Source organism: Paramicrobacterium humi, assembly GCF_900105715.1.
Lineage (GTDB): Bacteria > Actinomycetota > Actinomycetes > Actinomycetales > Microbacteriaceae > Paramicrobacterium > Paramicrobacterium humi.
The window spans coordinates 2495647-2518530 of the sequence record NZ_FNRY01000001.1; the positions used below are offsets into that span (position 1 = coordinate 2495647).

The 22884-nt window shown below is 69.2% G+C and carries 24 protein-coding genes; 21 read left to right on the top strand and 3 right to left on the bottom strand.

From position 1 onward, the window contains the following. From BLV49_RS12425 to rbfA, 14 genes are all read left to right on the top strand, one after another. The gene (locus tag BLV49_RS12425) at window positions 1–639 is read left to right on the top strand and encodes a CoA transferase subunit B (RefSeq protein WP_176980837.1); all 639 of its coding nucleotides are present in this window, start codon (window positions 1–3) and stop codon (window positions 637–639) included. A gap of 15 nt (window positions 640–654) precedes the next feature. Beyond that, a complete protein-coding gene (locus BLV49_RS12430; protein ID WP_091184878.1) occupies window positions 655–1746 on the top strand; it encodes an alpha/beta fold hydrolase in 1092 nt (363 codons plus the stop codon). Between the two features lie 31 nt (window positions 1747–1777). Further along, the gene (ispG, locus tag BLV49_RS12435; RefSeq protein WP_091184884.1) at window positions 1778–2920 is read left to right on the top strand and encodes a flavodoxin-dependent (E)-4-hydroxy-3-methylbut-2-enyl-diphosphate synthase; all 1143 of its coding nucleotides are present in this window, start codon (window positions 1778–1780) and stop codon (window positions 2918–2920) included. A gap of 95 nt (window positions 2921–3015) precedes the next feature. Next, window positions 3016–3978, top strand: coding sequence for an AAA family ATPase (locus BLV49_RS12440; RefSeq protein WP_091187303.1), 963 nt, complete (start codon window positions 3016–3018; stop codon window positions 3976–3978). Between the two features lie 6 nt (window positions 3979–3984). Then, window positions 3985–4872, top strand: a complete 888-nt coding sequence (locus BLV49_RS12445; protein ID WP_091184889.1) for a DUF58 domain-containing protein — start codon at window positions 3985–3987, stop codon at window positions 4870–4872. Next, the gene (locus tag BLV49_RS12450) at window positions 4859–5317 is read left to right on the top strand and encodes a hypothetical protein (protein WP_091184892.1); all 459 of its coding nucleotides are present in this window, start codon (window positions 4859–4861) and stop codon (window positions 5315–5317) included. The genes BLV49_RS12445 and BLV49_RS12450 overlap by 14 nt, the downstream gene beginning before the upstream one ends. After that, on the top strand, window positions 5308–6300 hold the full coding sequence (locus BLV49_RS12455; RefSeq protein ID WP_143034054.1) for a vWA domain-containing protein: 993 nt from the start codon (window positions 5308–5310) through the stop codon (window positions 6298–6300). The genes BLV49_RS12450 and BLV49_RS12455 overlap by 10 nt, the downstream gene beginning before the upstream one ends. After that, window positions 6297–7292 (top strand): vWA domain-containing protein, encoded by a 996-nt coding sequence (locus tag BLV49_RS12460; RefSeq protein ID WP_091184897.1) that lies wholly within the window; start codon window positions 6297–6299, stop codon window positions 7290–7292. The genes BLV49_RS12455 and BLV49_RS12460 overlap by 4 nt, the downstream gene beginning before the upstream one ends. Continuing rightward, complete coding sequence (locus BLV49_RS12465; RefSeq protein WP_143034055.1) at window positions 7285–8004, top strand: hypothetical protein; 720 nt, start codon at window positions 7285–7287, stop codon at window positions 8002–8004. The genes BLV49_RS12460 and BLV49_RS12465 overlap by 8 nt, the downstream gene beginning before the upstream one ends. A gap of 21 nt (window positions 8005–8025) precedes the next feature. Further along, window positions 8026–9798: a proline--tRNA ligase gene (locus BLV49_RS12470; RefSeq protein ID WP_091184902.1), complete on the top strand. Its 1773-nt coding sequence runs from the start codon at window positions 8026–8028 to the stop codon at window positions 9796–9798. A 116-nt stretch (window positions 9799–9914) separates the two neighbouring features. Next, on the top strand, window positions 9915–10904 hold the full coding sequence (gene nusA, locus BLV49_RS12475) for a transcription termination factor NusA (protein ID WP_091184904.1): 990 nt from the start codon (window positions 9915–9917) through the stop codon (window positions 10902–10904). Between the two features lie 53 nt (window positions 10905–10957). After that, the gene (locus tag BLV49_RS12480; protein ID WP_091184907.1) at window positions 10958–11203 is read left to right on the top strand and encodes a YlxR family protein; all 246 of its coding nucleotides are present in this window, start codon (window positions 10958–10960) and stop codon (window positions 11201–11203) included. Window positions 11204–11286: 83 nt separating this feature from the next. Further along, entirely contained in the window at window positions 11287–14007 is a 2721-nt protein-coding gene (infB, locus tag BLV49_RS12485; RefSeq protein WP_091184909.1) for a translation initiation factor IF-2, read from the top strand. A 78-nt stretch (window positions 14008–14085) separates the two neighbouring features. After that, window positions 14086–14529: a 30S ribosome-binding factor RbfA gene (rbfA, locus tag BLV49_RS12490; protein WP_091184912.1), complete on the top strand. Its 444-nt coding sequence runs from the start codon at window positions 14086–14088 to the stop codon at window positions 14527–14529. Here the strand turns inward: rbfA and BLV49_RS12495 are convergent. After that, window positions 14526–15941 carry an RNB domain-containing ribonuclease gene (locus BLV49_RS12495; protein WP_091184916.1) on the bottom strand — a complete coding sequence of 472 codons (1416 nt, stop codon included), beginning with the start codon at window positions 15939–15941 and terminating at the stop codon, window positions 14526–14528. The two genes, rbfA and BLV49_RS12495, sit on opposite strands and share 4 nt — an antisense overlap. A 104-nt stretch (window positions 15942–16045) precedes the next feature. On the opposite strand from BLV49_RS12495, the gene BLV49_RS12500 reads away from it, so the two are divergent. After that, complete coding sequence (locus BLV49_RS12500; RefSeq protein WP_091184921.1) at window positions 16046–16693, top strand: hypothetical protein; 648 nt, start codon at window positions 16046–16048, stop codon at window positions 16691–16693. A 6-nt stretch (window positions 16694–16699) separates the two neighbouring features. On the opposite strand, the gene BLV49_RS12505 is transcribed toward BLV49_RS12500, so the two are convergent. Further along, complete coding sequence (locus BLV49_RS12505; protein ID WP_245723647.1) at window positions 16700–17572, bottom strand: HhH-GPD family protein; 873 nt, start codon at window positions 17570–17572, stop codon at window positions 16700–16702. A gap of 30 nt (window positions 17573–17602) precedes the next feature. Here BLV49_RS12505 and BLV49_RS12510 point away from each other — a divergent pair, with 30 nt between their 5' ends. From BLV49_RS12510 to BLV49_RS12530, 5 genes are read left to right on the top strand one after another with little or no spacing between them, the layout of a single operon-like run. Further along, window positions 17603–18277: a nucleoside/nucleotide kinase family protein gene (locus BLV49_RS12510; protein WP_091184925.1), complete on the top strand. Its 675-nt coding sequence runs from the start codon at window positions 17603–17605 to the stop codon at window positions 18275–18277. Then, window positions 18277–19191, top strand: coding sequence for a tRNA pseudouridine(55) synthase TruB (truB, locus tag BLV49_RS12515; RefSeq protein ID WP_091184928.1), 915 nt, complete (start codon window positions 18277–18279; stop codon window positions 19189–19191). Before BLV49_RS12510 ends, truB begins: the two co-directional genes overlap by 1 nt. Next, entirely contained in the window at window positions 19188–19547 is a 360-nt protein-coding gene (locus BLV49_RS12520; protein ID WP_091184931.1) for a hypothetical protein, read from the top strand. Before truB ends, BLV49_RS12520 begins: the two co-directional genes overlap by 4 nt. 24 nt (window positions 19548–19571) lie before the next feature. Continuing rightward, window positions 19572–20012: a hypothetical protein gene (locus tag BLV49_RS12525; RefSeq protein WP_091184935.1), complete on the top strand. Its 441-nt coding sequence runs from the start codon at window positions 19572–19574 to the stop codon at window positions 20010–20012. Continuing rightward, the gene (locus tag BLV49_RS12530) at window positions 20009–20938 is read left to right on the top strand and encodes a bifunctional riboflavin kinase/FAD synthetase (protein ID WP_091184938.1); all 930 of its coding nucleotides are present in this window, start codon (window positions 20009–20011) and stop codon (window positions 20936–20938) included. The genes BLV49_RS12525 and BLV49_RS12530 overlap by 4 nt, the downstream gene beginning before the upstream one ends. Window positions 20939–20944: 6 nt before the next feature. On the opposite strand, the gene BLV49_RS12535 is transcribed toward BLV49_RS12530, so the two are convergent. Further along, the gene (locus BLV49_RS12535) at window positions 20945–21613 is read right to left on the bottom strand and encodes a maleylpyruvate isomerase family mycothiol-dependent enzyme (RefSeq protein WP_176980838.1); all 669 of its coding nucleotides are present in this window, start codon (window positions 21611–21613) and stop codon (window positions 20945–20947) included. 22 nt (window positions 21614–21635) lie between these two features. Here BLV49_RS12535 and BLV49_RS12540 point away from each other — a divergent pair, with 22 nt between their 5' ends. Next, entirely contained in the window at window positions 21636–22856 is a 1221-nt protein-coding gene (locus BLV49_RS12540; protein ID WP_091184943.1) for an MFS transporter, read from the top strand. Window positions 22857–22884 lie beyond the last annotated feature (28 nt).

Sequence of the window (22884 nt, forward strand, 5' to 3'; positions counted from 1 at the left end):
ATGGTACTCACACGCAACGAGATGGCCGCGCGCGCGGCACAGGAGCTGCAAGACGGCGCCTACGTGAACCTCGGCATCGGGCTGCCAACGCTCGTGCCCAACTACGTGCCCGAGGGCGTCACCGTGACCTTGCAGTCCGAGAACGGGATCCTCGGCGTCGGCCCCTACCCGACCGAGGACAAGGTCGACCCCGACCTCATCAATGCGGGAAAGGAGACCGTGACGACGCTGCCGGGCACCGCGTTCTTCGACTCGGCGACGAGCTTCGCGATGATCCGCGGCGGCAAGATCGACGCCGCCATCCTCGGCGCCATGCAGGTCTCCGGCGCCGGCGACCTCGCGAACTGGATGATTCCTGGAAAGATGGTCAAGGGCCCTGGCGGCGGCATGGACCTCGTGCACGGCGCCAAGCGCGTCATCGTGCTCATGACCCACACGGCGAAAGACGGCAGCCCGAAGATCGTGAACGAGTGCTCCCTCCCGCTCACGGGCAAGGGCGTGGTCGGCCGCATCATCACCGACCTCGCCGTCGTCGACGTCACCGACGAGGGCCTCGTTCTCGTCGAGCTCGCCCCCGGCGTGACAGCCGACGAGGTCATCGCAGCGACAGAGCCGCCGCTGCGCATCGCGCTGGACTGAGACCAGGAGAGGACCATGTCCACACTTCTCGACGGCATCGCCTCCCGCACCGTGACGACACAGCGGCTGACGAGCAACGTGCTCGAGCGTGAGCGGGACGCCGGCAGCGACGCGCCCGTCGTCGTCTTCATCCACGGCAACGTCTCCTCGAGCCTGTTCTGGCAGCCGTTCATGCTCGCGCTGCCGGAGACCGTGCGGCCGATAGCCATCGACTTGCGCGGCTTCGGCGACTCCGACGTGCGTCCCGTCGACGCGACGCGCGGGCTCGGCGACTTCAGCGACGACATCGCCGAGGTGCTCGCCGCGCTCGATATCGAGGCGGCGCACTTCTACGGCTGGTCGATGGGCGGCGGCATCGTCATGCAGTACATGCTCGAGCATGCCGAGGACGACGCGTGCCGGGTGCTGAGCGCGACGCTTCAGTCGCCCGTCTCGCCGTACGGGTTCGGCGGCACAGACGCCGAGGGACGCATCCTCAACGGCGCGGCGGGAAGCGGCGGAGGCGGCGGAAACCCTGACTTCATCGCGGCCCTCAACGCCGGTGATACGGGAGACGGGCCCGCATCGCCGCGCACGGTGTTCCGCACAACGTACGTGGCCCCCGGCTACGCGAGCGAGCACGAGGACCTCTGGGTCGAGTCGATGCTCTCGACGGCCACGGGCGTCGACAACTACCCCGGCGACGCGGTGGAGTGCGAGGCATGGCCCGGGTTCGCGCCAGGCGAGCGCGGCATCCTGAACACCATGACCCCTGACCACTTGAACACCGCCGGCATCGCCGACCTCCCGACGAAACCGCCTGTGCTGTGGGTGCACGGGGAACTCGACGCGATCGTCGGCGACCACTCGGGGTTCGATTTCAACGTGCTCGGCGAAATGGGCGTCATTCCCGGCTGGCCGGGCTCCGACACGGCTCCCGCGCAGCCGATGGTGAGCCAGACGCGACGCGTGCTCGAGCGCTACCGGGCCGCGGGCGGGGAGGTCGCCGAGCTGCTGCTTCCCAATTGCGGGCATTCGCCGCACCTCGAGCACCCCGATGCCGTGCGAGAGGCACTGCTTGACCTCATCGACTCGTCCTCTCAGCCGGATCCGACAACAGGGCCGTAGGATTATCGGCGTGCCAGCAGTGAACCTCGGTATGCCGAAAGCCCCAGAGACCCTCGCTCCGCGTCGGAAGTCCCGGCAGATCGCCGTGGGGAAGGTGCTCGTCGGCGGTGACGCGCCGATCAGCGTGCAGTCGATGACGACGACGCCGACGACCGACATCAACGCGACGCTGCAGCAGATCGCCGAGCTCACGGCGTCGGGCTGCGACATCGTGCGCGTCGCCGTGCCGAGCCGCGACGATGCCGAGGCGCTGCCGATCATCGCGAAGAAGAGCCAGATCCCGGTCATCGCGGACATCCACTTCCAGCCGAACTACGTGTACGCCGCGATCGACGCCGGCTGTGCGGGCGTTCGCGTGAACCCGGGGAACATCCGCAAGTTCGACGATCAGGTCGGCGAGATCGCCCGTCGCGCGAAGGCCGCCGGCGTGTCCCTCCGCATCGGCGTCAACGCGGGATCGCTCGATCGGCGTCTGCTCGAGAAGTACGGGAAGGCCACCCCGGAAGCGCTCGTGGAGAGCGCCGTGTGGGAGGCGAGCCTGTTCGAAGAGCACGACTTCCACGACTTCAAGATCTCGGTCAAGCACAACGACCCCATCGTCATGGTCAAGGCGTACCGGCTGCTCGCCGAGCGCGGGGACTGGCCGCTGCACCTCGGCGTCACCGAGGCCGGGCCGGCGTTCCAGGGCACGATCAAGAGCGCCACCGCCTTCGGCATCCTGCTCGCCGAGGGAATCGGCGACACGATCCGCGTCTCGCTGAGCGCACCGCCCGCAGAAGAGGTGAAGGTCGGGCTGCAGATCCTGCAGTCGCTCAACCTGCGGGAGCGCAAGCTCGAGATCGTCTCGTGTCCCAGCTGCGGCCGCGCGCAAGTGGACGTGTACACGCTCGCCGACCAAGTGACAGAGGGCCTGCAGGGCATGAGCGTGCCCCTGCGCGTCGCCGTCATGGGCTGCGTCGTCAACGGTCCCGGAGAAGCACGCGAGGCAGATCTCGGCGTCGCCTCCGGCAATGGGAAGGGCCAGATCTTCGTCAAGGGCGAAGTCATCAAGACCGTGCCCGAATCGGAGATCGTCGAGACCCTCATCACGGAGGCGAACCGCATCGCCGCCGAGATCGGACACGCCGATCCCGGCACGGTCGGTGCGCCCGTCGTGAGCGTCGGCGCCCAGTAGCCCCCGACTACACTGAGACGCGCGAACTCGCGCCACACCGCTTGGGGGACAACTTCGTGAACCAGCCGTCGACCGCCGCGATCAGTCCCGACGAGATGGACAGGGCCCGCGAGGTGCTCACCACGATCGTGGGATCCTACGGCGCCAAGGTCGTCGGGCAGGCGAGCCTGCGCACGAGCCTGCTCGTCGCGCTCATCTCGGGCGGACACGTTCTTCTCGAGAGCGTTCCCGGGCTCGCGAAGACCACGGCGGCCGAGGCCATCGCCGAAGCCGTGCAGGCGAGCTTCCGCCGCATCCAGTGCACGCCGGACCTGCTGCCCTCCGACATCATCGGCACGCAGATCTACGATCCGCGCAGCGGCTCGTTCACGACCCAGCTCGGGCCCGTGCACGCGAACTTCGTGCTGCTCGACGAGATCAACCGGGCGAGTGCGAAGACGCAGTCCGCGATGCTCGAAGCCATGCAGGAGCGCCAGACCTCCATCGGGGGCGAGAACTACGGCTTGCCCACGCCGTTCCTCGTGCTGGCGACGCAGAACCCCATCGAGCAGGAGGGCACCTACCACCTGCCGGAGGCGCAGCTCGACCGCTTCCTCATCAAGGAGGTTCTCGGCTACCCGAGCATCGCCGAAGAGGCCGAGATCGTGCAGCGCGTCAACGCGGGCGTGTATGACGCCGGCGTGCAGCATCCGCACGTCAGCCTCGATGACGTGCTGTTCCTGCAGCAGCTCGTGCGCCGCGTGTACCTCGATCCCGCGATCCTCAACTACATCGTGCAGGCGATCTACGTCACGCGCCACGTCGAGCAGTATCTGCCGCAATCCCTCGCCCGGTACGTCGACTACGGCGCGAGCCCGCGCGCGAGCATCGCGTTCGCCACCGTCGCGCGGGCGCTCGCGATTCTCTACGGCCGTGACCACGTCGTGCCCGACGACGTCAAGCTGTTCCGTCACCAGGTGCTGAGGCACCGGCTGATCCTGAACTTCGAGGCGGACGCCGACGGCGTCTCGCCCGAGACCATCGTCGACGCCGTCTTCGGCGTCGTCCAGGCTCCGTAGGCGCGCATGACGCAATTGCTCCACCGGGTGAAGTCGAAGCTCGCGATTCGCGCGCATCGACGCGTCAGGGGAGTGCTCGACGGGGAATACGCCTCGGTCTTCCACGGCAAGAGCCTCGAGTTCGACGAGCTCCGGCCCTACGTGCCCGGCGACGAGGTCAAGGACATCGACTGGAAGGCGACGGCGCGCTACGGGGTTCCCTTCACGAAGCTCTACGTCGCCCAGCGCAAGCACACCGTGATGCTCGTCGTCGACACGGGGCGGAACCTCGCCGCCCTCGGAGCCGACGGACGTGCGAAGCGGGACACGGCGGTGCTCGCCGCGGGCATCATCGGGTACCTCGCTCACCGGCACGGTGACCTCGTCGGCCTCGTCTGCGGGGACGCCGACGGCGTGCATGCGGTGCGCGCGGGCGGGACCGAGTCGCAGCTCGAGCAGCTGCTCGCCCACATCGACCGGCGCGCACGTGCGGACTCCGGCCGCAGCGACCTCGACCGCCTGCTCGGATATGTCACGCGCCGCATTCGTCGTCGCATGATTCTCGTCGTCCTCTCCGACGACGAGCGCATCTCCCCCGAGCGCGAGCGGCTGCTGCGCCGCCTGCACGCGCAGCACGAGATTCTCTGGCTCAGCATCGCCGACGCCGACCTCATGAGCGGCGAACTCGCCGAACGGGACATGATCGACGTAGACGACGGCCGCATGCTGCCCGAGTTCATCCGCCGCAGCGCGACGCTGCGCTCCGAGTACCGCACGGCGACCGTGGAACAGACCGAGCGCACGCGCGACCAGCTCGAAGCCCTCGGCGTGACGGGCGTTCGCATCACGGGCGAGGACGATGCGGTCCCGCAGATCTTCCGACTGCTCGAGAAGCACAACCATGCCAGGCGATAACGGCTATTACGACCCGGTCGGCTACAGCCCCGGCTGGACCTGGCTTGCGATCGCCATCATCGCGCTCGTCGTGGCGTGGTTCCTCTTCCTCTGGCTGAGCGGTCCGCGCCGCCGCCGAACCGTCGCGCCGCCCGTGCTCACGACCGAGCAGGTGACGCAGCGCTACCTCGGTCTCGTCGACGAGGTCGAGGCAGCGTACGCCTCCGGAGACCTCTCGGCGCGCGAGGCGCACCTCAAGCTGAGCGCGATCCTGCGACTGTGCGCGGCGGAGCGCTCGGGCGTCCCCGGCAGCGTCATGACCCTCGCCGAGCTCAGCGAGGCCGACGTCCCCCTTCCTCCGCACACTGTCGCGCACTACTACCCGGCGGAGTTCGCCGCCGGAGGAGACGGCGACGTCGAGACAGCCGCCGCGTTGGCGCGTGAGGCGGTGATCCCGTGGAACTGATAAACGGTTGGATGCCGCTCGCGTGGCTCGCCGCGATCGCCGCGTTCGCGGTAGTCATCGTTCTCGTGCGCAGCCGCCGGCGTCGCGCCTCCCGCTCCGCGGCCCGCATCGCGCACGCGGAACGGCTCGCCGCGCTCCCCGGCTACGCCACGGCGAGATCCCGGCTGCGCGCCCTCCTCATCGCCGGCGTCGCCGTCGCCGGCGTGCTGCTGCTGTCGGCGATAGCGCTGAGCTCCCGCATCGTCGCGGTCACCTCGCATGAGCCAGAACTGCACAATCGCGACATCGTGCTGTGTCTTGACACCTCCGGCTCGATGACCGACTACGACGTCGCCATCCTCGACACCTTCGCGACGCTCGTCGACAGCTTCGAAGGGGAGCGCATCGGACTGACGATCTTCAACGCGTCCGCTGTCACGGTGTTCCCGCTCACGACCGACTACGACTACGTGACCGAGCAGATGTCGAAGCTGCGCGAGAACATGGCGGATCCCGACACGGACTACGCGTACACCGACGGGACCCTGCTGGGCGACGGCTCCTCGCTGATCGGCGACGGACTGGCATCCTGTGTCATGCGCTTCGACAATCTCGACGAGGAGCGCTCGCGATCGATAATCTTCGCGACTGACAACTTCGTCGCCGGCAAGCAGCTCATCTCGCTGCCCGAAGCGGGACGGTACGCGAGCGAGAACGGCGTCACGGTGTTCGGCGTCAACCCGGGAGACGCGGCGGCGAAGGACTACATCGCCGAACTCGCGACCGAGATGCGCGAGACCGTGGAGAGCACGGGCGGCTCGTACTATGCGCTCGCCGATCCCGACGCGATCCCCGGCATCGTGCACGCGATCCAGAGCGAAGAGGCGACGGCGATGACCGGGCCTCCGCAAATGGTGCGCACCGACCAGCCCGTGCCGTACCTGTGGATCGCCCTGCTCTCGACGATCGCGCTCATGCTGCTCGGGTGGAGGCTGCGCCGATGACCTTCGCCCCGATCATGCCCGGCATGCTCCTGCTCGCGCTCTACCTCGTGCTCGCCGGCTTCGCCATCGCGCAGGCCGTTCTCGCTCACGGACGGGCGGCGCGCGTGCACTGGTTCGCTCGGCTCGCCATGGTGACGCTCGCGTGCCTCATGGCTCTTCGGCCCTCCCTCGGGCCCGACGGCGCGCCGTCCACCGTCGGCGGTGACGTCGACGTGTATTTCGTCGTCGACACGACCAGCAGCATGGCCGCGGAGGACTGGGACGGCGACGCCCCGCGCCTCAACGGGGTGCGCGAAGACATCACGAGGCTCGTGGCGGGACTCGCCGGGGCTCGCTTCTCTCTCGTCACGTTCGACGCCGCCACCGTGCAGCGGGTGCCGCTCACGACGGATGCCGGTGCGATCGACCAGTCCGTCGCCGCGCTCACCCAGGAGATCACCGCCTACTCGACGGGCAGCAGCATCTCGGCGCCCGTCGACAAGCTCTCGACGCTGCTCGCCGACGACCCGGACGACCACACGACGATCCTGTACTACCTCGGCGACGGCGAGCAGACCGCAAGCGAGAGTCCCGAGAGCTTCTCGAGCCTCGCCGCGTTCATCGACGGGGGAGCGGTGCTCGGCTACGGAACCGCAGACGGCGGCCGCATGCGCGAGTACCTGGGCTACGACACCGACGAGCCGAACGAGTACATTCCCGACCCGAGCACGGGCGGGGACGCGATCTCCCACATCGACGAAGACGCTCTCGGCCGCATCGCCGACGAGCTCGGCGTCTCGTACCTGCACAGGGACGCCGGCACCTCGCCGGACGCCGCGCTCGACGGCATCAGCGTGCACGCCGACCAGGCGAGCGTGGCGGAGCCCTCCGCATCAGCGGAGCTGTATTGGCTGCTCGCCATCCCGTTCGGACTGCTCGCCTTCGTCGAGCTCGGCGGCCTGCTCGTCGGACTGCGAGAGCTGCGCGAGCCGAAGGGGGCTCGCGATGCCTGAACGCCGCACAGCTCGCCGCCGCATGCGCCTGGCGCTCGCGACCCTCCCGCTTGTCCTGGTCGCGCTCGTGTTCGCGGGAAAGCTGTTCAGCCTGCCCGTCATCGTCGCCCAGGGCGCGGGCGACTACGAGTCCGGGCAGTGGAAGAACGCCGCTCAGAGCTTTGACCGGCTGGACTTCTGGAACGCCTTCGAACCATGGGTCGCGCACTTCGACCAGGGAACCGCGCTCGCGGCCGCCGGCTCGTTCACGCGCGCAACCGACGAGCTCTGGACGGCCTTGCAGCTCGCGCCCGCCGACCGGCGCTGCCAAGTGCGCGTCAACCTCGCCCTCGCGTGGGAGCAGCAGGGCGACAGCTACGCCAAGGCGGGCAGTGTCGACGGAGCCGTGCGGCTGTGGCAGGCCGCGCTCGCCGTGATCGAGGACGGGAAGAAGGAAGGCTGCTTCGAACCGCAGGACACCGACGCCGACAAACAGCTGAAGTCCGCGGAGCAGCGGCTGCTCGACAAGCTCAAGCAGAACGGCGGCACCGAAGACGGTGCACCTCCGGGCGAGGACCAGAGCGGGGATCAAAACGACCGCGACAGCGGCGACGGCAATGCCTTCGACGAGCTCGAGAAGCGCGGGAAGGACGCCGAGCGCGAGAAGCAGAACGGCGACGCCGGGCGACGCGGCGACAGCGGCGGAAGCGGCGGCACGGACAAGCCGTGGTGATGGCACGGGTACGATGGGTGCGTGGTTACGCGCCTATCGAACTATTTCCTCCGCACGCTCCGTGAAGACCCCTCCGACGCGGAAGTGGCGAGCCATCGGCTCCTCGTCCGCGCCGGCTACATCCGCCGACAGGCGCCAGGAATTTTCGCGTGGCTCCCGCTCGGCCTGCGCGTGAAGAGCCGCGTCGAGCAGATCGTGCGCGAGGAGATGGCCGCCGCAGGGGCCCTCGAGGTCCACTTTCCCGCTCTCATGCCGCGGGAGCCATATGAGCTCACCGGCCGCTGGGAGGAGTACGGCGAGAACCTCTTCCGCCTCGCTGACCGCAAGGGCGCCGACATGCTCCTCGCGCCGACGCACGAAGAGGCCTTCACGCTGCTCGTCAAGGACCTGTGCACGTCGTACAAGGACCTGCCGCTGACGATCTACCAGATCCAGGACAAGTACCGCGACGAGGCGCGCCCCCGCGCCGGACTGCTGCGCGGACGCGAGTTCACGATGAAGGACGCCTACTCCTTCGACTACACGGATGCCGGCCTCGACGCCAGCTACCAGAAGCAGCGTGACGCGTACGAGCGCATCTTCAGCAGGCTTGGCCTCGACTATGTGATCGTCAAGGCCGACGCGGGCGCGATGGGCGGCTCGAAGAGCGAGGAGTTCCTGCACCCGACGCCCGTCGGCGAAGACACCTTCGTGCACTCCGCGGGCGGGTACGCCGCCAACGTCGAGGCGTACACGACGCTCGCCCCCGCGCCGGAGTCGGTCGAGGGCAAGGGAGAGGCAACGGTCTTCGACTCGCCCGACACCCCGACGATCGCGACGCTCGTCGAACTGCTCAACGCACGGCACCCGAACCCCGACGGACGGGTCTGGACGGCGGCTGACACGCTCAAGAACGTCGTTCTCGCCCTCACGCACCTCGACGGAACCCGCGAGCTCGTCGTCGTCGGCGTTCCCGGCGATCGCGACATCGACATGAAGCGCGTCGAGGTCGCATTCGCACCGAGCGAGGTCGAAGCGGCCACCGAGGAGGACTTCGCCAAGCACCCCGCCCTCGTGAAGGGATACATCGGCCCCTGGTCGGCCGAAGGAGCCGTGCTCGGCGCGGAGTCGGCGAGCGGCGTGCGCTACCTGCTCGACCCGCGCATCGTCGACGGCACCGCGTGGGTCACCGGCGCCAACGAGGACGAGAAGCACGTGCTGAGCCTCGTCGCCGGTCGTGACTTCACCGCGGACGGCGTGATCGAAGCAGCTGAAGTGCGCGCGGGAGATCCCGCGCCGGACGGCTCGGGCCCTGTCGAGCTCTCCCGCGGAACCGAGATCGGACATGTCTTCCAGCTCGGCCGCAAGTACGCAGAGGCGCTCGGGCTCCAGGTTCTCGACGAGAACGGCAAGCTCGTCACCGTCACGATGGGCTCCTACGGCATCGGCGTCACCCGTGCGCTCGCGCTCATCGCTGAGCTCAACAACGACGACAAGGGACTCGTCTGGCCGAAGGCCGTCGCCCCGTTCGACGTGCACGTCGTCGCGACGGGAAAGGACACGGCCGCGTTCGACGCGGCGGCCACGATCTCGGAGGGGCTCGAGCAGGCCGGACTCGACGTGCTCTACGACGACCGGCCGAAGGTCTCTCCCGGCGTCAAGTTCGGCGACGCGGAGCTCATCGGCATCCCGACGATCGTCATCGCCGGTCGCGGGGTGAAAGACGGTCTCGTCGAGCTGTGGGATCGCCGTTCGGGTGAGCGCACGCAGGTCGCCATCGAGAAGGCGGTCGAGGCGCTCACGACGGCGCGCTGAGACCCGTCGCCGCGGGGCGGCCCCGTTGGTGCCGAAGTCCGGCGGCGTCGGGTAGCCTTGGAGTTCGATCGACGTGGCTTGTGCCGTCGGTCACAGTTGAATAGGGAGGCTCTCTGGTGGACATCGATCTGAGCGTGCTGAAGTTGATGGAGCGAGAGAAGGAGATTCCCTTCGATGAACTCGTCCGCATCATCGAGCAGGCCATTCTGACGGCCTATCTCAAGAACGAGGCCCAGCAGGGCAATGAAGACGCCGAGGGTCGCGTCGAACTCGACCGCAAGACCGGGCATGTCGCCGTTCTCATCCCCGAACGCGACGAGGACGGCAACGTCATTGGCGAATCCGAGGCGATGCCGGAGGACTTCGGCCGCATCGCTGCGTTCGCCGCGAAGCAAGTGATCAACCAGCGCCTCCGCGACATTGCGGATGACGCCGTGCTCGGCGAGTTCAAGGGACGCGAGGGCGACATCGTCGCCGGCATCATCCAGCAGGGCCCCAACCCCCGCATGATCCACGTCGACCTCGGCACCGTCGAGGCGATCCTGCCTCCCGAGGAGCAGGTCCCCGGTGAGGAGTACCGGCACGGCACGCGTCTCCGGGTGTATGTGACGAGCGTCGCGAAGGGGCTCAAGGGCCCGCAGATCACGGTCTCGCGCACGCACCCCGCGCTCGTCCGCAAGCTCTTCGCCCTCGAGGTGCCCGAGATCGCATCCGGTCTCGTCGAGATCGTCTCGCTCGCGCGCGAGGCCGGCCATCGCACGAAGATCGCTGTGCTCGCAAAGGACCCGAGCATCAACGCGAAGGGCGCCTGCATCGGCGAGCTCGGTCGTCGCGTTCGAGCGGTCACCGAGGAGCTCGGCGAGGAGAAGATCGACATCGTCGACTACTCGAGCGACCTTGCGACGTTCGTCGCGAACGCGCTCTCACCCGCTCGCGTCTCGTCGTCGTTCATCCTCGACCCCGAGACGAAGGCTGTTCGCGTCCTCGTGCCCGACTATCAGCTGTCGCTCGCGATCGGCAAGGAGGGCCAGAACGCCCGGCTCGCCGCCAAGCTGACGGGCGCGAAGATCGACATCCAGCCCGATTCGATTCTCGACGAAGACTGAGCCGATCCGGTTCGTCAGCGCGTCCGGACGGATCACAGCGCGGGGAGTGTAAGATGGATCCGGTTAGAACGTGCATCGGATGCCGCATGCGCGCCGAGCGGTCCTCTTTGCTGAGGGTCGTTGCCCGGGAATCCGAGCTCGTGGTCGATGAGACCGCTTCGCTTCCGGGACGAGGAGCGTGGCTGCATCCGACCGTCGCGTGTTTCGACCGTGCGGTGAAGCGCAAGGCCTTCGGGCGCGCACTCCGCGTGACCATGGCACTCGACACACGAACACTAGAGAACAGGCTGAACGGCTAATGGACAACTAATGAGCGGCTCGAAATGAGACCCGTCCTTAACTAACGGCTTGCCCTGTCTGGGCAAGCCCAGACAGGAGAGAAGTGGCTGCAAAACCACGCGTACACGAGATCGCATCGGAGTTCTCGGTAGACAGCAAGGTCGCCCTCGCGAAGCTCAAGGAATTGGGCGAGTTCGTCAAGGGACCTTCATCGAGCATTGAGCCTCCCGTCGCGCGCAAGCTGCGTGCGGCGCTCGAGGCTGACGGCGCCAAGCGCGCCGACGAGGCTGCCGGCGCCAAGCCAGCAGCGAAGTCGCCGGCAAAGCCTGCGACGCCGAAGCCCGCGCAGAAGAAGGCGGACGCCCCCGCTGAGAAGCCCGCGCAGGACGCACCGGCGCCCGCGGCGAAGACGGAGTCCCCGGCTCAGGCCGCGGTCTCCGGCGCGCCCAAGCCGGGACAGACGGCGCCGAAGCCGTCGCAAGCGCGTCCCGGCGGCGCACCTCGTCCGGGCAACAACCCGTACTCGAGCGCTCAGGGGATGGGTCAGCGACCGGCTGGCACGCCTCGGCCGGGCAACAACCCGTACTCAAGCTCGCAGGGCATGGGACAGCACCCGACTCCCGCCAACATCCCGCGTCCTCCGCGTCCGCAGGCGCCGCGTCCGGGAGCTCCGCGTCCCGGTGCTCCGCGTCCAGGTGGTGCTGGCCGTGGCCGTCCGGGCGGCGCAGGTCGTCCGGGAGCCGGTGGCTTCCAGCGTCCCGGTGGCGGCGGCGGAGCCGGTGGCTTCCAGCGCCCTGGCGGCGGCGGCGCTCCCGGAGCCGGTGGCTTCCAGCGTCCCGGCGGCGGCTTCGGCGGCCGTCCGGGCGGCGGCGGCCGTGGTCGCGGCGGCGGAACGGCCGGCGCGTTCGGTCGTGGCGGCGGTCGTGCCAAGTCCCGTAAGTCGAAGCGGGCGAAGAGGCAGGAATTCGAAATGCGGCAGGCGCCGTCGATCGGCGGCGTCAACGTCCCGCGCGGTGACGGCGAGACGGTCGTCCGCCTGCGCCGCGGCGCCTCGATCGCGGACTTCGCCGACAAGATCGACGCGAGTCCCGGCGACCTCGTGACCGTGCTGTTCCACCTCGGTGAGATGGCCACGGCGACGGAGTCTCTCGACGAGGCGACGTTCGAGGTTCTCGGCGCCGAGCTCGGCTACAAGATCCAGATGGTCTCGCCCGAGGACGAGGACCGCGAGCTGCTCGAAGGCTTCGACATCGACCTTGAGGGCGAGCTCGAGGCTGAAGACGACTCCGAGCTTCTTCCGCGTCCTCCCGTGGTCACGGTCATGGGCCACGTCGACCACGGTAAGACGCGACTCCTGGACGCGATCCGCAAGGCGAACGTCGTCGAAGGCGAGGCCGGCGGAATCACGCAGCACATCGGCGCCTACCAGGTGACGACTGAGCACGAAGGCTCCGAGCGGGCCGTCACCTTCATCGACACCCCGGGTCACGAGGCCTTCACGGCCATGCGTGCCCGCGGTGCTCAGGTGACCGACATCGCGATCCTCGTGGTCGCGGCCGACGACGGCATCATGCCGCAGACGGTCGAGGCGCTGAACCACGCCCAGGCGGCGAACGTGCCGATCGTCGTGGCCGTGAACAAGATCGACAAGCCGGAGGCGAACCCGCAGAAGGTGCGCCAGCAGCTGACCGAGTACGGCCTCGTCGCAGAAGAGTACGGCGGCGACGTCATGTTCGTCGACGTGTCGGCACGCAACAACATCGGCATCCAGGACCTCCTCGACGCCGTGCTGCTCACCGCCGACGCAGGCCTCGACCTGCGCGCGAACCCCGACAAGGACGCTCGAGGCGTCGCCATCGAGGCGAAGCTCGACAAGGGCCGCGGCGCCGTGGCGACCGTGCTCATCCAGTCGGGAACGCTGCACGTCGGCGACGCGATCGTGGCGGGAACCGCCTACGGGCGCGTCCGTGCCATGGTCGACGAGAACGGCGAGTCCGTGAACGAGGCCGGCCCCTCGCGTCCGGTCCAGGTGCAGGGTCTCTCGAGCGTTCCGCGCGCCGGTGACACGTTCATCGTCACGGAAGAGGACCGCACGGCACGCCAGATCGCCGAGAAGCGAGAGGCCGCCGAGCGCAACGCCCAGCTGGCGAAGGCGCGCAAGCGCATCAGCCTCGAGGACTTCACCCGCGCTCTCGAAGAGGGCAAGGTCGAGTCGCTCAACCTCATCATCAAGGGTGACGTCTCCGGTGCCGTCGAGGCGCTCGAGGAGTCGCTGCTCAAGATCGAGGTCGACGAGAGCGTTCAGCTGCGCATCATCCACCGCGGCGTCGGTGCGATCACCGAGTCGGATGTCAACCTTGCGACGATCGACGACGCGATCATCATCGGCTTCAACGTGCGCCCCGACGCGAAGGCGCGGGAGCGCGCCGCGCGCGAAGGCGTCGACATCCGCTTCTACTCCGTCATCTACAGTGCGCTGGAAGATGTCGAGTCGAGCCTCAAGGGACTCCTCAAGCCGGAGTACGAAGAGGTCCAGTCGGGTGTCGCCGAGATCCGCGAGGTGTTCCGCTCCTCCAAGTTCGGCAACATCGCCGGTGTCATCGTGCGTTCGGGAACCATCACCCGAAATGCGAAGGCCCGCGTCATCCGCGACGGCGTCGTCCTCGCGGACGGCCTCGCGATCGAGTCGCTGCGTCGGTTCAAGGACGATGTCACCGAGGTCCGCACGGACTTCGAAGCCGGCATCGGCCTCGGCAAGTACAACGACATCCAGGTCGGTGACGAGATCGAGACGACCGAGCTGGTCGAGAAGCCGCGCGACTAGTCGAGATGCAACGAGCTGCTGCGGCCCGGTGGGGACACTCCCGCCGGGCCGTTCGGCTCACGACACAAGGAGAACAGCATGGGTGAGAACCCCCGGGCGCGCCGCATGGCCGATCGCATCAGGGAGATCATCGCGAAGCGGCTGGATCGCGGACTGCGCGATCCCAGGCTCGGCTTCGTCACCATCACCGATGTGCGTATGACGGGCGACCTGCAGCACGCGAGCATCTTCTACACGGTCTACGGGACCGACGAGGAGCGCGCCGACACGGCGAAGGCGCTCGAGTCGGCGAAGGGGATGCTGCGCAGCGAAGTCGGACGGAACATCACCGCCCGCGTCACGCCGAGCCTCGAGTTCATCCACGACGCGATTCCCGAGAACGCGAAGCACATCGAAGACCTGCTCCGTGAAGCGCAGGAGCGCGACACGGCCGTCGCGGGCCTCGCGGCCGGCGCCGCCTATGCGGGCGAGGAAGATCCGTACGTCAAGCCTCGTGAGCACGACGAGGACGACGAGGACTAGGCCAGCTCGAACTGCACCGCGCCCTTCTCGACATCGGCCGTCACGAGACGAACGGTGACGCGAGACCCGGCCTCGAGGCTCCCCGTGCACGAGGCCGTGATCGGCGGCTCCGCGATCTGCACGCGGCCGCGGCCGTCGCCGGCGGAGACCACCTCGGCGGGGAACAGGTCGCCGACCCGGTGAGCGACGCTCGCCGCCTCGATGATGTCGGTGCTCAGTCGCGTCGCCTCGGCGGACTTCGAGGTCGCCATGATGGCCGGCAGATCGCCGAGCGACTCGCGCGCCCACGACGGGACCTCTCGCTGGTTCGCGAGGGCTTCGCACACGACGAGGCCGAATCGGTCCACGAGCCGTCGCAGGGGAGCGGTCACGTGCGCGTACGGTGCGGCGATCGCCGACTGCATCGTCTCCGCCGGGGCCGCTCCGTCGAACGCCGTGTATCCCGCGCCGCGGAAGAGGGACGCCGCGGCGTGCAGGATAGCGAGCCCGGCGGACACGTCCGGATCGACGGTGCGCAAGTAGTCGCCGTAGTGCATTCCGCGCAGCCACGGCTGGCCGAGCGCGACAGTCTGCGCGCGGAACTCCGCTTCGGCCTCCCGCGTCGGCGGCGGCATGGTCCGCAGGATGCCGACGCCGCCGTCGAGCATGATCCGCGCCGCCGCCATCCCGGTGAGCAGTGAGATCTGCGCATTCCAGTCCTCAACGGGCAGCGGCCGCCGGCGCACGAGCACGTAGCGGCCGTCCTCGTCGTCCACTTCGACGTCGGGAACGTTGAGGCTCGCCCCGCCGCGCTCATGCTCAACGGCCGCCCGCAGCTCGCCGATCCGCTTCAGCAGCGCGAGCATGGGATCGGGCGCATTCGAGTCGATGCTCGCCTGGGCGTCCTCGTAGTTCCACGCGCGCCGGCTGCAGACCTCCGCGCGTCGCAGCTCGGTGCGGGAGAGCGTGCCGTCCGCGCTCAGGTGCAGTGTCCAGACGAACGCGCGGCGCCGCTTGCCGGGAAGCAGCGAGCTCGCTCCCTCGCTGAGCACGAGGGGGTGCAGCGGAATGCGCCGCGTCGGAAGATAGATCGTCTCGACGCGGCGCCGGGCCTCGGCATCCAGCGCCGATCCCGGCGTCACGACGGCGGGCACGTCCGCGATCGCGTAGAGCACCGTGAACCCGTCGGCGGTCGCCGTGAGGTGCATCGCCTGGTCGAGATCGCGCGAGCCCTTCGGATCGATCGTGACGAACGGCACGTGCGTCATGTCGTGCTCGACGGGCGGGTCGGATGCCGCTGCCGCTTCGGCCTCCCGCACGGCCGCGTCCGGGAAGGCCTCCGGCAGCTCGAGCCTGTCTCGCAGGTCTTCGAGCGCCGCGAGCACGCGCCCGTGCGCGAGTCCGGGCGCGACGTGCGTCGAGTGACGGGGCATGGCGACAGCCTAGCGGCGCTGCCGCGTCGCGAATCGGTAACGGTTCCCGCCGGGAGCACACGTGCAGCCCCTACAATGGCGGCGACGGCATCGGAGGGGGAGAGATGGCACGCGTGCGCTCGCATCCAGCGGTGGCGCTCCTGGTCGCCGGCGTCCTCACGCTCGGACTCGCCGCCTGCGCCGACGCGACCGATCCGCCGCGCTCGCCCGCGCCGAGCGCATCCGACACTCCGCCCGCCAGTCCGTCGCCGACGCCGAGCGAGACCGCCGCTGACGGCGTCGAAGGCTGGACCGTGACACCGGACGGTATCGGACCCTTCCAGATCGGAATGCGCTACGTCGACGCACTGACCGCCCACGACGTCACCGTCGCCGAGACCTGCACGGGCGTCGCCTCCGTCGACACGGGCGGCAGCGACGTCGACATGTGGCTCGTCGCGACCGGGCAGGACCCGCAGGGGACCGTCTCGGAGATCACCGTCTCGGTGATGGCCGACACGGCCGCCGAGCACGCGGGCACGGGACCGCTCACCGACACGGGCATCGGGCTCGGCTCGAGCGTGAAGGAGCTCGAAGCCGCATACCCCGACGCTCGCGAGCTCGACGACACGCAGGCGCCGAATCGCAGCATGTACTACGTGCAGAGCGACACGGGCGGCGGGCTCATCTTCACGACGGCGAGCGGAGCCGACGTGATCTGGTCGATCTCCGTCACGACCGGCGAGACGCCCGTCTACGAGCCGTGCGCGTGAGCCGCGTCAGGGGAGCGTGACGCCGCGCGCCGTGCGCACCGCGAGACCGTCCGCGACGAGGCCCTCGAGGGCGCGCGTGCGCTGGGCCGCGTCGGGCCACAGCGGCTCGACTGCGACGTCGGCGAGCGGTTCGTGGGCGGAGCGGAGGGCGGCGAGAATGAGGCCGCGCACTTGCCGATCGCTGCCTTCGTACTTCTTCTGCACGGCCTTCCGCGGGCCCGCATAGTCGGGATAGCCCGCGGCACGCCACACGCACTGCGCAGCGATCGGGCACTCCGCGCACAGCGGTGAGCGAGCCGTGCACACCATGGCGCCGAGCTCCATCGCCGCCGCGTTGAACTGCCGCGCCTCGTCGTCAGGGTCGGGCAGCAGCTCGGTCATGTCGGCGAGGTCGCGCACGGCCGACGGCGGCGCCGGCTCCGCCTGGCCCTTGACCGCTCGCGCGATGACGCGGCGGGTGTTCGTGTCGACGACGGGATGCCGCTCGCCCCATGCGAACGCCGCTACCGCCCGGGCCGTATAGTCGCCGACGCCGCTCAAGCGAAGCAGATCCTCGACGCTGCGCGGCACGACGCCGCCGTGACGCTCGGTGATCTGCACAGCAGCGGCGTGCAGCCATAACGCTCGACGCGGATAGCCGAGATTCGCCCATGCCCGCACGGCGTCCCCCGCGGGAGCGGCCGCGAGGTCCGCCGGGGTCGGCCAGCGACGCAGCCACTCGTCAAGGCGCGGCAGCACCCGGATAACGGGAGTCTGCTGCAGCATGAACTCGCTCACGAGAATCCCCCACGCGGGAAAGCCCTCGCGCCGCCACGGCAGGTCGCGAGCGTTGTCGCGATACCACGCGTTGACAATCTGGGCGAGCGGGGGAGCGTTCACCCGACCAGCCTAAATCGCTAAGCTCGCAGTATGAGACTGACGAGCACGGCGCGCGTCGAGGCACTGCGTGAGCTGCGCGACGAGTTCCTGCACAACTACCCGGTCGGCCGCACCATCATCGGCGTCGACGGCGCATCGGGGACGGGAACCTCGCGCTTCGCCGACGGGCTCGCCGCGGTGTTCGGCGAGATCGACCACGCCGCCTTCCGCGCGTCCATGGACGACTTCCACTTCCCTCGTGCTCGGCGCTACCGCCTCGGCCGGGACTCCGCGGAGGGCTACTACCGCGACTCCTTCGACGAGGGCCTGCTGCGTCGCGTGCTCGTCGAACCATTCCGGCTGGGGGGCAGCACGGGCTTTCAGCTCGCCGGGTTCGACGACGAACGCGACCAGGCGGTCGAGGCGCGGTGGACGACCGCGCCGAGAGACGCTGTGCTCATCGTCGATGGGCCGTTCCTGCTGCGCCCCGAGCTGCGCGGCATCTGGAACTGGAGCATCCACCTCGACGCGCCGCCCGCCGAGTCATACCGGCGGCTCGCCGAGAGCATCGGAGCCGATCCCGACCCGCGCGCCGGCTCCAACGCGCGCTACGTCGGCGGCCAGGCCCTCTACCGGCGCGACGCGGCGCCGCGCCAGATCGCGCACGTCCTCGTCGACAACGCCGACGAGGACCAGCCTCGACGCGTCTTCGCGGACAGCTGCTGATGGCGGCCGCACCCGGCCCGACAGGCGTCGTGCTCGTCGACAAGCCGAACGGGCTCACGAGCCACGACGTCGTCGCACGCGCTCGCCGCATCGCGGGCACCCGCAAGGTGGGGCACGCGGGAACACTCGACCCGATGGCGACGGGACTGCTCATCCTCGGAATCGGCTCGTCGACGCGGCTGCTGACCTACATCGTCGGCGTCGACAAGGACTACGCGGCCACGATCCGACTCGGACAGGCGACGAGCACCGACGACGCGGAGGGCGAGATCACGGCGACCGCCGAGCCCTCCGCGATCGCGGGCATCGCGGAGCCCGCGATCGCGGAGGGGGTCGCGGCCCTCACGGGCGACATCGAGCAAGTGCCCTCGACGGTCAGTGCGATAAAGGTCGGCGGCAAGCGCGCCTACAAGCTCGCACGTGAGGGCGAGCAGGTGACGCTCGCGGCCCGGCCTGTCACGATATCGGCCTTCATCGTGGACGCCGTCCGGCGCGACACCTCGAGCATCGACATCGACGTGCGCGTCACGTGCTCGAGCGGAACCTACGTCCGCGCGCTCGCCCGCGACCTCGGCGCCGCGCTCGGCGTCGGGGGTCATCTGACGGCGCTTCGGCGCACTCGCGTCGGCCCGTTCCCCGTGACGGATGCCGTCGAGCTGCAGAGCCTCGCGGTGCCTCGCGACCTCGTGGCCCCGTCGGACGCCGCGAGCAGAATGTTCCCGAGCGTCGAACTGACAGCGCAGCAGGCCGTCGACCTCGGGCACGGCAAGCGCATCGCCGCCGCGATCCTGCCGGAGGGGCACGGGCCGATCGCAGCCATCTCCCCAGAGGGCCGGCTCGTCGGCCTCGTCGAGCGCCGCGGCGACACGGCGAAGAGCATCGTCAACTTCCCGGATGAGGAGCGCAGCGCATGATCGTCGGCTACACCATCGCGCAAGTGGCCGTGGCCGTGCTCGCCGGACTCCTGTGCATCGTCGTCGGGCTCGCCGGCAAGAAGCCGAGCGACCTCACGATGGGCGCGCTCGCGCTCGTCGAGCTGCTTCTCATCGCACAGCTCGTCATCGCGATCGCCGCTCCGGCGTTCGGAAACACGTCGAGTGGCAGCATCCTCGAGTTCTACACCTACCTCGTGAGTGCCGTCGTCGTTCCGCCCGCCGCCGCGTTCTGGGCGCTCATCGATCGCAGCCGCTGGGCGACGGTGATCCTCGGCGCCGGCTGTCTCACGGTGGCGGTCATGGTGTACCGCATGCAGCAGATCTGGACGGCCTGACACCTCGATTAGAATCGACGTGTCATGACTCCCACACGCACGCCCGCTTCCCCCGTCGAGACGCACACTTCCCGGATCTCCGGGATCGGCCGCGTGCTCGTCGCCGTGTACGGCATCCTCGCCCTCGCCGCGACCGGTCGCTCCTTCGTGCAGATCGTCTCGAAGTTCGGGGAGGCTCCGCTCGCCTACACGCTCTCGGCGCTCTCCGCCGTCGTGTACATCGTCGCGACGATAGCGCTCGTGCGCCGTGGCCGCACGTGGCGCCGCATCGCGTGGGCGACGATCAGCTTCGAACTCGTCGGCGTGCTCGTCATCGGAACGCTGAGCCTCATCGAGGCGCAGTGGTTCCCGCACGACACCGTGTGGAGCGTCTACGGCCGGGGCTACCTGTTCATTCCGCTCGTGCTTCCCGTGCTCGGCATGATCTGGCTACGTCGCACGGCGCGGACGGAAGAGGCACGATGATCCGCATCAGCGACGTTGACGGGATTCCCGCCGACTTCGGCCCCACCGCCGTCACGATCGGCAAGTTCGACGGCGTGCACGCCGGACACCGCGCGATCATCCGCCAGCTCAAGGCTGTCGCGGCCGAGCGCGACCTGAAGAGCGTCGTCGTCACGTTCGACCGGAACCCGCTCTCGGTTGTCGCGCCGCAAGTGTGCCCCGACTCTCTCGTGAGTCTCGAGCAGAAGCTCGACCTGCTCGAGCAGACCGGCGTCGACGCGTGCCTCGTGCTGCGCTTCGACACCGAGTTCGCCGCGCAGTCGCCGGAGGACTTCATCCGCGGCATTCTCGTGGAGGACCTCGACGCCCGCGCCGTTCTCGTCGGCGAGGACTTCCGGTTCGGTCACAAGGGCCGCGGCGACGTCGCCCTCTTGCGTGAGGCGGCGCCGACCTACGGCTTCGAGGTCATGATCATCGACGACGTCGCCCCGCTCGGAGAGCGGCGCGTGTCCTCCACCTGGATCCGCGAACTGCTCTCGCACGGCGACGTCGCGCGGGCGACCGAGCTGCTCGGCCATGCACCCGCCGTGCGAGGCGTCGTCGTGCACGGCGCCAAGCGCGGCAGGGAGCTCGGCTTCCCCACGGCGAACCTCTCACCGGAGGCGCAGGGCCTCATTCCCGCCGACGGCGTGTACGCCGGTCACCTCGTCGTCGACGGGCACCGGTACCCGGCCGCCGTCTCCGTCGGCAACAACCCCACCTTCGACGGCGTGCCCCAGAAGCAGGTCGAGGCGTATGCGCTCGATCAGGACCTCGACCTCTACGATCGCGTCGTCGACGTCGAGTTCGTCGAGCGTATCCGCGGCATGGTCGCGTTCGCGGGCATCGAGCCGCTCATCGAGCAGATGACCGACGACGTCACGCAGGCCAGACGCATCCTCGGCTGAGGTGGATCACGCCAAGCCCGGTGCGGGAGCCCCGGGCGGCAGGGGAGCGAGGACGCGGGACCTGGCCGTGCCCGGGTCGATCGAGCGCCGCCCCGTGACGTAGAGGATCACGCTCTCCGCGGTGCCGACGATCTCGTTGTCGCCCGAGCCGATCGCCCACCCTGCGTCCTTCGCCGTGAGCAGCCGGTGTCGGAGAACCGTGCGCACCTGGCGGGAGGCCGTGCGGGTGGCGAGTCGCGCTACCGCGAACGAGGACTCGGAGTCGAACTCGAGGCGCACGCCGACCGGGTGCGCCGCATCGAAGCCGTGCACGACGGTCTCGAGCAGAGCGGCAGAGGACGCGCGCTGATCGCCCGTGCTGAACCGGCGCGAGAGCAGCGTGAGGTCGTCGAGCAGCTCGCCGGAGCTGCGGCTGTCGGAGATGGAGCGGGCGATGTCGGCCATCGAGCGCATCGGGTTCACATGGCGGCCGCTGATGCTTGCCGAGACGAGGTCCTCGAGCATCGGCCGAGCGGGAGTGCCGATGCGCCACACGAGATGCGCGAGAGCATCCTTGACGCTCCACCCCGCGCACAGCGACGGCGCGTCCCACTGCGCATCTCCGAGGGTTGCGAGGCCGTCGCGCACTCGGACGAGGGCGTCGCCGACGCGTTCACCCGTGTCATCTGACGTCATGACTCCAGAGTAAGCTGAACCGATGCCATTTGAACGTCGACTTCCGCTGTGGGCGGGCCGTTCATTCGCACTCGTCGGCATCGTTCTCGTCGCCGTGAACCTGCGCACGGCCGTCGCCGCGCTGTCGCCCATCTACGGTCTCGTCGACGCGGACCTGCACGGCGGAAGCTTCGGGCTCGGGCTGCTCGGAATGCTCCCGCCCCTGTGCTTCGCCGTCTTCGGCATCGTGACTCCCGCGCTCTCCCGGCGGTTCGGACTCGAGGGACTGCTCATCGGCGCGATCGTCGTCATGGTCGGCGGTCACCTGCTCCGCGGGCTCGCGAGCGGCTTCGGAATCCTCGTGCTCGGCAGCGTCCTGTGCTTCGCCGCCATCGGCGCAGGAAACGTTCTGCTGCCGCCGCTTGTGAAGAAGTACTTCAGCGACCGCATCGGGCAGCTCACCGCCCTCTACGCCGTCGTGATGTCGGCGAGCACCTTCGTTCCCGCGCTTCTCGCCGTTCCGATGGCGCACGCGGCGTCGTGGCAGTTCTCGCTCGGCATCTGGGCCGCATGCGCCGTCGTGGCGCTCGCGCCGTGGCTCGTCGTGCTCGCGCGCGCCCGCCGTGCGCGGCGCCTCGACCCGGCCGTCACGGTGGCGACCGAGCGCGGCGTCGGCCGGATCATCCACTCGCGAACCGCGTGGGCCATCATGACGATATTCGCGGTGTCGTCGTCGACGGCGTACTCGTGCTTCGCCTGGCTTCCCGCCGTTCTCGCCGACACGGCCGGAGTCAGCCCGACCGCCGGCGGCGCGCTGCTGAGCCTCTTCGGCTTCAGGGGCCTGCCCGCCGCGATCATCATGCCCATTCTCGCGACGCGGGTGCGGCGCACGGGACTGCTCGCCTGGGCGGGAGTCGCCTTCATCATCGTGGGAATCGGCGGACTGCTGCTCGCTCCCGAAGTCCTCCCGTGGCTGTGGGTGGCCCTTCTCGGCTCGGGACCGCTGCTGTTCCCGCTCGCGCTCACGCTCATCAACACGAGATCGCGATCGCCGCACACGGCGATCGCCGTCAGCGGATTCGTGCAGGGGATCGGCTACGTCATCGCGGCGCTGTTCCCGCTCCTCGTCGGCGTGCTGCGCGACGTCACCGGCGGCTGGACGGCGTCGCTCGTGCTGCTCCTTGCAGCCGCGACGCCTGCCGTGTGGGCGGGGATCGTGCTGGGCGCGGGCCGCACGGTGGATGACGAGATCGGCGCCCGCTGACGCGCGGAAGCGAGCGGCATCCGCACTG